7 protein-coding genes are annotated in these 10,520 nt (G+C 46.8%); 2 read left to right on the plus strand and 5 right to left on the minus strand.

Annotated elements, in window-relative coordinates; genetic code table 11:
* Positions 1 to 260: 260 nt before the first annotated feature.
* From CX664_RS21930 to CX664_RS21950, 5 genes are all read right to left on the minus strand, one after another.
* The gene (locus tag CX664_RS21930; protein WP_101748789.1) at positions 261 to 1,085 is read right to left on the minus strand and encodes a hypothetical protein; all 825 of its coding nucleotides are present in this window, start codon (positions 1,083 to 1,085) and stop codon (positions 261 to 263) included.
* Between the two features lie 75 nt (positions 1,086 to 1,160).
* Positions 1,161 to 1,928: an efflux RND transporter periplasmic adaptor subunit gene (locus CX664_RS21935; RefSeq protein WP_244910711.1), complete on the minus strand. Its 768-nt coding sequence runs from the start codon at positions 1,926 to 1,928 to the stop codon at positions 1,161 to 1,163.
* 5 nt (positions 1,929 to 1,933) lie between these two features.
* Positions 1,934 to 3,949: a preprotein translocase subunit SecA gene (locus CX664_RS21940; protein WP_101748791.1), complete on the minus strand. Its 2,016-nt coding sequence runs from the start codon at positions 3,947 to 3,949 to the stop codon at positions 1,934 to 1,936.
* The gene (locus CX664_RS21945; RefSeq protein WP_101748792.1) at positions 3,942 to 6,083 is read right to left on the minus strand and encodes an efflux RND transporter periplasmic adaptor subunit; all 2,142 of its coding nucleotides are present in this window, start codon (positions 6,081 to 6,083) and stop codon (positions 3,942 to 3,944) included. The genes CX664_RS21940 and CX664_RS21945 overlap by 8 nt, the downstream gene beginning before the upstream one ends.
* Positions 6,084 to 6,091: 8 nt before the next feature.
* Positions 6,092 to 7,945, minus strand: a complete 1,854-nt coding sequence (locus CX664_RS21950) for a GAF domain-containing protein (RefSeq protein WP_101748793.1) — start codon at positions 7,943 to 7,945, stop codon at positions 6,092 to 6,094.
* A gap of 211 nt (positions 7,946 to 8,156) precedes the next feature.
* Here CX664_RS21950 and CX664_RS21955 point away from each other — a divergent pair, with 211 nt between their 5' ends.
* Complete coding sequence (locus CX664_RS21955; RefSeq protein ID WP_244910713.1) at positions 8,157 to 9,554, plus strand: TolC family outer membrane protein; 1,398 nt, start codon at positions 8,157 to 8,159, stop codon at positions 9,552 to 9,554.
* 31 nt (positions 9,555 to 9,585) lie between these two features.
* Positions 9,586 to 10,365 (plus strand): SapC family protein, encoded by a 780-nt coding sequence (locus tag CX664_RS21960; protein ID WP_101748795.1) that lies wholly within the window; start codon positions 9,586 to 9,588, stop codon positions 10,363 to 10,365.
* Positions 10,366 to 10,520 lie beyond the last annotated feature (155 nt).

Genomic DNA, 10,520 nt, shown 5'->3' on the forward strand with positions numbered 1-10,520 from the left:
GGCTGGCAGATAATTCAGGAATTTCCAGAAAATTTTGAGGGGTGCTGAACAGTAACAAAATCAGAAAATGCCAGATTTATGTGAGGGGGTGCTGAACAGTTACCCCGATTTTATCCGGTAGCAATAGATTCGCGAACTGTGTGACTTAGTTTGCGTCCATCAACTCTGCTCATAAACCGCGCCCCCTGAAAGTGGCGACAGTCTACTCAAATTTGATGTGGAAGGTTTTGGCACATATCAAGATGTGAGGAGTAAAGTAATCAATCTTCGACATATATGGAGAGAAAAGGCTGATTATCTCGCCCCACTCCTCCAGAAATATGCCCGAGAGAGCGTGTACTGTATTTGGGCAGCTTTAACAAGTCATTTCTAATATGCCATTGCTGAGCCAGTTCCAGAAGGAAGGGTAATGCATCTGCCACTGATAACTGTCCCTTATAGCAATTGATATCAAAGGATTGTCTTGCATTGTCTTTCCCGATAACTTCAAGATAAATGAGCTGTGACCCTGTCAAAGATCGGTTTTGAAAAAGTACAGGGCTCAGGAAGTATTTGAAAATCGCATCATTAATAATTGTGAGCGATTTTATGCGGTTATGTATTTCAGTCAGTGTTAAAAGCGGGTAACACCAGTAAATATCTTCCTTCCAATGTTCTGGACTGTCAGCTTCCCATTTATATCCACGATTCAGGGCAAAAGGCTGACGATCATGTTTACCTTGTTGAATGAGGGAAACAAGAAAGTTCCAGTATTCCAAGTATACTTTTAATGTTGCTTTATCATCCATCTCCTCTATTCCAAATAAAAGTGTGTCTGCATTTTGAATATTGTTGAGGATTTGACGTATGACCTCCTGCGGGACATTGAGAAATTTTAAAAATAGAGACCACTCCTCAATGGTTTTCTGCTCTTTTGCAAAACCCATCAGTATTCTGCGGTCTATGACTTGGCCGGGCTTCAGCTTAATAGATCGTTCTTTCTGGAATACAGACTGGATACTGCAACAGCCATGAAAAAATTTCTTTGTGTCGAGTCGCTGGAATAAATCATCGAATTTTTTTGGGGTTGAATTAGCAGATAGCATAAGTGGTTCTCATGGCCATGATAGTATTGATCATTAGGATACCGATGCATTTCGATTTTCTATCAAAGCGAAGAATCATTGAATATCACTCGGTATTGCTGAAATTTCTATACGACACCGTGAACCTGCAATGAGTTGCTGTTGATCATTGTTGACCTCAACGGTGATGCCAAAGGTATCACTGGCCGCATCAATAATAGGGTCAAGAGTTTTTATCCGCGCTGTGAATCCTTGCTCAGAACCTTTGGTAAACAACGTTATGGGGGTATCTTTTTTGATGTGTCCGTAAAGATCTGCCTGAAAAATGACCTGGGCATGCAGTGGGTCGAGACTTACCACCTGTAGAAAATGAGAGTCATCGATATATTCCCCCGGCTCTTTAACAACATCGGTAATGACGCCGGAAAAAGGACTGCGGACTTCCCGCTGGCGCAGTCGGACAAGTGCTTCCTCGGCCTGCAGCATGGCAAGCCTTTTTTCGGTCAACAGTTCATCCTGCTCGTGGTCAGAGATCAGCTTATCTTTGTAGAGAGCTTCATTACGTTGCAGTTTGCGCTCAGCAAAATCCATTCGAGCTCTCGCCGTTTTCAGGGTTGCCTGTTCGACATCTGAATTCAAAACCATAAGCACCTGACCTTTTTTGACGGTGTCGCCCCGTTGCACCTTCAGGTCACGAATGATACCGGGCACTTCGCTGCTCAAATCTGAACTTTTACTGGGCTCCAGAAGGCAGCTAAGCTGACCGAAATCGGTTGTGCTGGTCTGTGCGAATATGACCTGAGCGCACGAGGATAAAAGCAGTGCAAAAATAATGGTGGAGATTTGACGTTTAGTGCTGGTCATGGAATTCATACCCGCGAATTGGCAAATGAAAGAAGTTCCCGTTGGTGCTCGTCACTGCGAAGTAAGTGCTTACGAGCTCGTTCATGCTTGTGTTCAAACTGGCTCTGGCAATAACGGAAAGTTATTAATGCACACCAGTTTTTCAGAAATATTGGGAGTGGAAGATTGAACAGTTGTTGCAGTATCCCAGACAATTTTGAACTCAAAAGAGAGTCTTCAAGGGATAACAGGAGTTCATAACTTCCCCGGTCACCCTGGCGTGCACAACGGCCAATCAGCTGCCGGTCGATACGGGATGATTCGTGCAAGCCGGTAATAATGACATGAAGGCCTCCGTTGTCGTCTGTTACTTCGTCGATTTTAATATCAGTGCCCCGCCCAGCCATGCTGGTGGCAATAGTGATCGTGCCGGGCGCACCGGCTTTGGCAACGATATCCGCTTCAAATTTATCCTGTCGGGCATTGAGAACCTGATGATCAATGTCCGCTTCGTCCATGAACTGACTCAGCTGCTCAGAGTCGGCCAGAGATAAGGTGCCAATCAATACGGGGCGATTTTTTGCACTCAAGGTTCTCACCCGGGACAGCACCGCCTGCCATTTTTGGCGCTCTTTCTGAAAGATTCTATAGTGGAGAAATTGTCTCCGACTGGTTTTGTGGGTGGGAATATCGACTACTGGCAGATTATAAACCCGCCATAGTTCACTGCGTACATGACTGGTGGTTCCGGTCATACCCGACAGGTGATGAAAGTGACGGAAAAAGTTTTGAAAGCTGATGCTCGCCAAGGTTTCTCTGGGTGCCGATAAAGGGCAGTTTTCTTTTATTTCGATCAGCTGATGCAGCCCTTGCTCCCAGGTGCGATCCGGCATCATCCTGCCTGTGTGCTCATCGATAATAACGACCTTTCGTTGTTCCATTGAGTCGTCAATCAAATACTGTTTATCGCGTTCGAAGAGATGCCAGGCCGTTAAGGCCTGTCTGATAAGTTCTAATCGGCGTACCCGTCCTTTCCAGAGCGCCCCGAGGTTTTTAGTGAGATGGGCTATTTGCTCTTCACCGGAAGGAGTGATTTCGATATGGCGTCGATCTTTCCAGATGTTGTAGTCTTTACCTTCACACAGTTCAGTAACGATCATCATGGCTTGAGCATAGACTTCCTGCTGGGCAGCGATGGGAGCTTCTTTTCCTGAGATAATCAGTGGTGTGCGGGCTTCATCCAGTAAAACGCTGTCCGCTTCATCCACCACGGCGAAGTGGAGGCCGCGCAGCATCAGTTCGTCTATATCAGTGGTTTTATGTTTACTGGAAGGGTTAAGCAGTTTCTGCGCGTGAAGATTAAGCGAGCTGTTCTTGCCTTTCAGGATGATGCTGTCTTTCAAATAATCAAAAGCCAGTTCATTGTTAGTGCAATAAACAATATTGCAGGCATATTGCGACTGTCGTTCACTGGTTTGCAGCCCCTGAATAATAACACCAACACTAAGCCCCAGCCGTTGATACACCGGCATCATCAGTTCAGCATCACGCTGTGTTAAGTAATCGTTAACCGTTACAAGACAGGATGGAATGCCTGCAAGAGCTGCTGCAGCAACGGGTAATGTGGCGGTCAGTGTTTTGCCTTCACCTGTCTGCATCTGGCCAATGTTGCCATAGATAATGGCAAGCCCCCCCAGCAACTGGGAATCAAAATGATACATGCCCAACTCACGACGAGACACTTCTCGTATAACTGCAAATGCTTTGGTTACTGAAGTGTGAGTGAGTCCTTTCTTCTGCAATGCTGATTTAAGACTATGGATTTCGTTGTCCAGTTCTGAATCAGAAAGCGCAGATAAACCAGAGTGATAGCTTTTTATTTTCCAGAGGAGAGGGTAGTACATCCAAACCTGAGCCTGAACAGGGCGCAGAACCATTGACGTTATCCAGCGCCAGATTCGTGCTGACATCTGCTGCCCGGGAATGGCTTTCTGAGGGCGGTCTAGTGTTGAAGCCGGTCGTCGTTGTGGAAGCTTAAACATCAAATTGCCTCAGGAATAGCCTTCTTATATCTCGATACCACCGCCAGAATAGTGGCTCAGGGTCATGTTCAAAAAGCACATGCAGGCGCTCATCAAAGCGCTGGCGAGGGGCATTTTCAGCTTCAATATCGACCCGGAAGTAACCCTGATAACTCTGCAGTTCATATTCTCGATCTGGAGCAAGAGCGATGAGGCCACCACCTTCCGTTGATAATGTATGACTTGGAAGAATGTGGGTTGATGAAGGATGTTGCCTGATAATCTCGGCGTGGTATTCCTGATTTGGAGAAGAGCTAAACTTCAGGGAAACCTGTTTGGTGTGATTCCTGACCTGGTCGATATCACTCTCAGAAATCACCGTAGTTAAAGGTAAGTGGTCGTAATTGACAATGTAACCCAGTACATCACCACGTTGAAAGTACTTGCCATCAATGCCTGAACGATCAATAACCACTAACTCACCATCGGTCACTCCGTAAATAGTCAGTGCGCGGATACGTTCTCTGGCTTCCAGGAGTTCATTATTAATAAATTGCACTTCCTGGGAGAGGATGTCGGACTGAGTCCGGTCATCAATCGCGGCCTGGTATCTCAACCTGGCTTCACTGGCCTGGGCGGTTAACACTTTCTCTTGGGCCTTAAGCTCAGGGGCGTTCATAGTGAAAATGGAATCGCCGACAGATACTTCAGAACCCGTTTCTGCCCACTGCCTTTCAATAAAGCCGTTAGCCGGAGCCCGAATGATGGCTTCCTGGGGGATATAAACGACACCTTGGCTATAGGTTTGATAGGGCATCGGGATCATCAGCAATAGTGATAAAACCAGGCCAACGCAGATGCAGGAATATAGGTAAATGGTTTTTCTTTTATGCCAGAGCTGAGGGTCAGAGACTGGTTTGGCAATCATCTTGATAATGGGCGCTAACAAGCTGCTCCAGATAGACCAGCAGGCCAGTAAAACACCAATAAAAAAATACTTGGAAGCAACCAGTAGCGAAATAGCCACGATCACGAACAATCGGTATATGTAGGATAAAACAGCATAACCGACCAGCCAGATGGATTCTGAACGACTTTGGGTGACGGATTTTAAGCCCTGAACCTTCAACAGGTATTGCTTCACCAGATAACCCACCTGAGCATTCCCTCTGGCGGCAAGGTTGGGTATTTCAAGGTAATCAGCCAGAACATAATAGGCATCAAAGCGCAGCAATGGGTTGCCATTGAAGAGCAGGGTAGAGAAACCGCCAATCAACATCACATTGAAAGCCAGTGCGCGCACGACACCCGGTTCAACACTGACCCAGATTATCATGGCAATAGCTGACATCAGCAGTTCGCCAAGAATACCAACGGCACCCACGAACATTCGTTGATATTTGTTATGAAAAGAAGACGCTGCGGATGCATCAACATAAGGCACAGGAAACATGACCAGTAGCATAACCCCCATCTCGTGTACTTCGCCGCCCCAACGCTTAACGGCGTAGGCATGCCCTAACTCATGAATGAGTTTTACAAAGGGGTAGACAAGAGCCATCATCAGCAGGTTTTCTGTAGCCAGTAAGCGGTCGCTGAGATTTTCTGTCAGGGGTTCCCAGTGAGTGATGGCCAGTACGCCACCCAGTAAAATAATGAATAAAAAGGCAATAGCGCCTAAACGGCTGAAGATGGCTATGGCAATAGATGATGTTGCAGAAAGAAATGCTTCCGGGTCTACCAATGGTATTCGTATGCTCAAGGGAGATTTAATCTGTTGCAGCCACTTGTTACGGATAACTTCTGACCGTTGTTTTTGTAATTGATCAATATCGGGCAGTTTGTCCGTTTGAATGACGTTAGCTTTGTTGAGCTGGCCCACCAGCTGGATAACCTCATCCTGAGTGGGTAGATTGTCCCCCAGCTCTTCACAGGCTATTTCCCAAATCTGTTGAAGAGTACGAGTGCCATCCATCAGGGCGATTATCTGATAGGCCGCAGGCTTGAACCGGTGGAACTGGCCTGTCACATGATCCTGAAGTACATACCAGAGGTTGTCCCGATACACATGGCGGTGGATATGGGCATGCTTTCTAAGCCGGACTTTAAGGTCTGCCACCTTATACCATGAGCTGCTGAACAGTGATCCTGACATCCGTTACCTCAACCCCACCAGGCCCATAGTTTAAGCTGAAGCCACTCCCGGGTTTCCCTTAGCCAGATGCCCAGAAGATTCCGCTCATCAACAATGATTTTGCCAATGCCTTCCATTCCGGGTTGTATAAGACTGGTGTCGGATAAAATCTCACCCTCAACGATAAAGTAGGTAGAACCATCCAGTGCTTCGGTTAATGGTGTGATTTTGCTAAGGGTAAAATTAAAAGGTGTTTCCGGCAGCGCTGAAAGATGAACAGTGCCTTCTTGTCCAGGCTGAATATCAGCAATTCTATTTTCCGGTACCAACATTTTTATGCGGTATTCATCCAGTTCAGATACCGATAATAAAACCTCTCCTTTGGTGACTGAGCTGCCAAGTCGCTGATCAAGGTCACCGCTGATGACCAGACCATCAAAGGGGGCGGTCAGGTTGGCTCTCATTAACTGGCTATTGACCAGCTCCAGTTGCGCTTCAGCCTGTTGAAGCTGTGCCGTGATGATATTGATTTTTGCCCGGTCCCTGAATGCCAGAGCTTCCTGATACTGGCGATTAAGCTTTGCCTGTTCTGATAGCCATTTCAGTTTTTCCAGCCGCAGATCCCGATCATCAAGGCTGATGAGCGTATCTCCGGAGTTGACTGTATCACCAGCGCGCGCATGGGTGCTCTCTATATAGCCATCATAAGGTGCCACAATAGCTCGCTGAGCTGAGCTTTCAATTCTGGCCTGGGTTGATAAGCGATAGGTGCCGGTTGCAAAGGTAAAGAATAGAGAAAGGACGACTAACAACAGAGCGGCCAGTTTTCTTCCCGGATAATTTGGCCCTGTAAGTCGTTTAAACTGGGTTTTCCAGGAGTCTACCGCTTTTTGCCACAGTGAAAGATCATTCTGACGTTTGTCGTTCAGTGAAGGGCTGATGAGACTGATAATACTCTGGCAAAGTGCTACCTGTTCATCGGTAAAAGGGCAGGCAGGGCTGGTTTCAAGAACAATGGCACCAGTCACTTTATGGTCGGAATATACAGGTATTGATAATATGCAGGCATCGCCCTGTAGCCCGGACAGTGCTTTATGGGCCAGCGTCAGTGCTGACTTATTGTTTTCTGTTTGGGGGAATCGAATAGGGCGATCCTGATCGATAGATTCATCCATGACCTGTTCAATGGCACGAACCAGGTTCATTTTTTTGCCAAATTGTGTGTTGTGGGACAGGTACTTCAACGTCGTGTGATGGTTATGGTATTCACCCAGACTGACTCGATCACAATTAAAAAGAGTGGCCAGCTCTGTGACCAGCCCTATGGCTGCTGCAGAATAATTTGGTTCCGATAGCACTCTGGCGAGAATATTGACCCGGTCAGAAGTGCATTTCTGTTCAAAATTCAGCGCGTCAAAGCGGTGCTGATAATCAATAATCTCAAGCCCCGCAGTACTCCATTGAAGCGACGCCATCGCTTTTTGCAATGCTTCCTGAGAGTTGGCTTGCAGTGCAATGGCGACCAAGGCTATAGGGCGCTGGTTAGGAAGAGATAGATCATTGGATTGTACCGGGTAGAGGAGAGCAAATGTTTCGCTACTGCTCCCATCACTATGCAGTGTACTGATTTGTGGTTGATCCCAATGGGAGAGTTGGCTGGCCAGTGCTTCCAGCCTAGGGAAGTAAGTTGAGCTCTTTTGGCAGGAGGCCACGTTGAAGAGCACGTTATCAGTTTGAACCATGATCAGGCTGCAATGCAGTCCGTCAATCATATAGTTCTGACCAAGCAGCCATTCCTTATAATAGTCAGCCGATGTCTGGTGACTCAGCTGGCTATTGTCTTGTGGTATTTTTTCGGAGTCAGAAACTGCTTGTTCATCCATTGGTATTCGCTTCTATACGGCTGATTTTTTTTAGAAACCCATGGTGAAACTAAGGGTATTGTTTTGTTAACCTTTGCACACTTCTTCTTGAAAGTGCCTGTCATTTATTTTTTAATCAATGGGTGAATAAAATATCAATAAAAAGCAAGTACGTATATACCCTTTCAGGGTGTTCGTCGAAATGTCACCGCTCAAGGAGGGGTTCGTGAACATGTCACCCGGTATCAAGGCTGCGTCTCTGAAAAGGTTTATCCTTACAGTGTCATGGTTAACGATAGTGCCTTTGTATTCTCAGGCTGCTGATTTGCTTGATGTTTATAAACAGGCGCTTGATCATGATCCAGTGTATCGGGCAGGGATGTTTGAGCACGAAGCTTCCAAAGAAATATACACACAGGCTCGTGCGGTTTTATTACCAAGCCTCCAGTTTGAGTACAGCAAAACAAAATCAAAACAGGATATTGTCAGTTCAGACAATACGGTTTATGCAAAAGGCAGTACTTCGTTTCCCACCGATGAGCAAAACCTTTCACTGACCCAATCTATCTACAGCTACAGCAATTGGGCCTACTTCAAACAGGCAAAGGCCGAAGTGAGGAAGGTTGCTGCTGACCTGGAGAATGTGCGCCAGGATCTGGTGATGAGAGTAGCAGCCGCTTATTTTACGGTATTGCGAGAAAGCGACAGTTATCAGGCAATTGAAGCTGAAGTAAAGGCGCTTGAGAAACATTTCCAGCTGGTGGATCGAGAATTTGCCAATGGCCTTGCTAATAGCACCGATTTACTGGATGCCGAAGCACGTTACATGCAGGCTCAGGCCCGTCAGATTGAAATAGCGAACAATCTCCATGATGCGCTCCAGGGCTTAAAGGAGATTTCTGGCAAGTTGCCAGATAACTTGAATGCTCTTGGCCAGAATCTGGCTTTGCAACGCCCTGACCCTGCTACGATGAAAAGCTGGGTGGATAATGCTCAGGCAAATAACCCGGCGGTTTTGTCCAGACAGAGTGCTGTCGACGTCGCCTGGCAGGAAGTGCGCCGCCAGAAAGGCGGTCATTATCCAACTTTTGATCTTGTGGTCACCCAGAGCACCAAGGAAACCGGCGGCTCACTGTTTGGTGGCGGGAGTGAAGTGGATGCCCGGGAGGTCCTCTTGCAAATGACCTTGCCAATTTATTCTGGTGGTGCAGTTTCATCAAAAGTGCGTGAGTCCATTAATCGTCATTACCAAGCTCAGGATGAATTAGAGTTGGCTCTTCGTCAGGTGGCCCGAGAAGCTCAGGCAGCCTATACGGGGATTGTCAGTTCCATCAGTAAGGTCAATGCATTACAAAAATCCGTGGAAACCTATGAGAAGGCGGCAGAGGGTAAACGCACGGCATTTGAATCTGGCGTGATCTCCAGTGGCAGTGTGCTGGATGGTGAACGGGAGCTGTTTATTGCCAGAAGTGACTTCTCTGCTGCCCGTTACGATTATCTGATGAATCATCTGCGCCTCAAACGTGCGGCGGGTAGCCTCTCTGAAGCGGATATTGTGGGTATAAACCGGTTGTTGAATGGTGTCAGTTTATCAACGGACACAAATGCGTTGCTGGCCTTTGGTGGCTGAATTCTAATGTAAGGGAATGAGGTAATAATAAATGAGTGTTCAACTGTTGATTTATGGACAGGTAGAAGCCGTCAATAAAAAACGTCATTCTGACTGGTCTATCAAGGCTGAAAACAATTATGACTTTGCCAAAGAGGTTAACTCAGTACCTTTGATGGCGGTAGAGTTTCCAAAAGCGTCTCAGGAATACGCGATTGTCTTTGCTGGCAAAGACGACGATGTGGTTCCAGTGGTTGTGATGGGCGTTCGTGCAGGTGAAAACGCCTATGTTGACGAAGAGGGGCAATGGAAAGCCTCCTATGTGCCTGCGTTTATTCGTCGCTATCCGTTTGTTTTTGCGACCTCTGATGATGGAAAAACGCTGACGCTGTGTCTGGATGAAGCTTATGCCGGTTGTAATCAGGACGGGCGAGGAGAGCGCCTGTTTGATGCAGAAGGTGAACAAACCCAGTACCTTGAGAAAGTTTTGAGCTTTCTGCAGGACTATCAGGCTCAGTATCAACGTACCCAGTTGTTTTGCAAAAAATTGAACGAACTGGGTCTGTTGGAAGAAATGGGGGCGAAATTCACCCTGCCAGGCCAGGAAGAGCGGACCCTGACCGGGTTTAAAACCATTAATCGTGAAAAGCTGAAAGGTATTCCTGCTGAAGAACTGTCAGCCCTGATGGCCAATGATGGTCTGGAGCTGATTTACCTGCACCTTCAGTCACTGAATAACCTGAATAAAGTGATTGAGCGACTGCCAAAGCGGGTTATCTCATCCTCTGAGATGGCCGATGCTGAAAGTGCAGAAGCAGCAGGTATTCACTAAGGCTAATGTGGCTTTAGTGTTGATGTTGATAGGGCTCTATTAATAGCACGGCTTATGTCGTGCGTTTTGCTGTAAGGGTGTTGTTGATGTCTTTAATCGAAAAAGGTCTCCAGTCTTTGACCTGACCACCTGAGCCTGGAAACCATTGGATTCAG

Origin of the sequence: Endozoicomonas acroporae (assembly GCF_002864045.1) — a bacterium.
GTDB lineage: Bacteria > Pseudomonadota > Gammaproteobacteria > Pseudomonadales > Endozoicomonadaceae > Endozoicomonas > Endozoicomonas acroporae.

What these genes read in the sequence shown, in the direction of transcription:
- CX664_RS21930 (WP_101748789.1), bottom strand. Translation starts at nt 1,085, where the DNA reads ATGCTATCTGCTAATTCAACCCCAAAAAAATTCGATGATTTATTCCAG.
- CX664_RS21935 (WP_244910711.1), bottom strand. Translation starts at nt 1,928, where the DNA reads ATGACCAGCACTAAACGTCAAATCTCCACCATTATTTTTGCACTGCTT.
- CX664_RS21940 (WP_101748791.1), bottom strand. Translation starts at nt 3,949, where the DNA reads ATGTTTAAGCTTCCACAACGACGACCGGCTTCAACACTAGACCGCCCT.
- CX664_RS21945 (WP_101748792.1), bottom strand. Translation starts at nt 6,083, where the DNA reads ATGTCAGGATCACTGTTCAGCAGCTCATGGTATAAGGTGGCAGACCTT.
- CX664_RS21950 (WP_101748793.1), bottom strand. Translation starts at nt 7,945, where the DNA reads ATGGATGAACAAGCAGTTTCTGACTCCGAAAAAATACCACAAGACAAT.
- CX664_RS21955 (WP_244910713.1), top strand. Translation starts at nt 8,157, where the DNA reads ATGTCACCCGGTATCAAGGCTGCGTCTCTGAAAAGGTTTATCCTTACA.
- CX664_RS21960 (WP_101748795.1), top strand. Translation starts at nt 9,586, where the DNA reads ATGAGTGTTCAACTGTTGATTTATGGACAGGTAGAAGCCGTCAATAAA.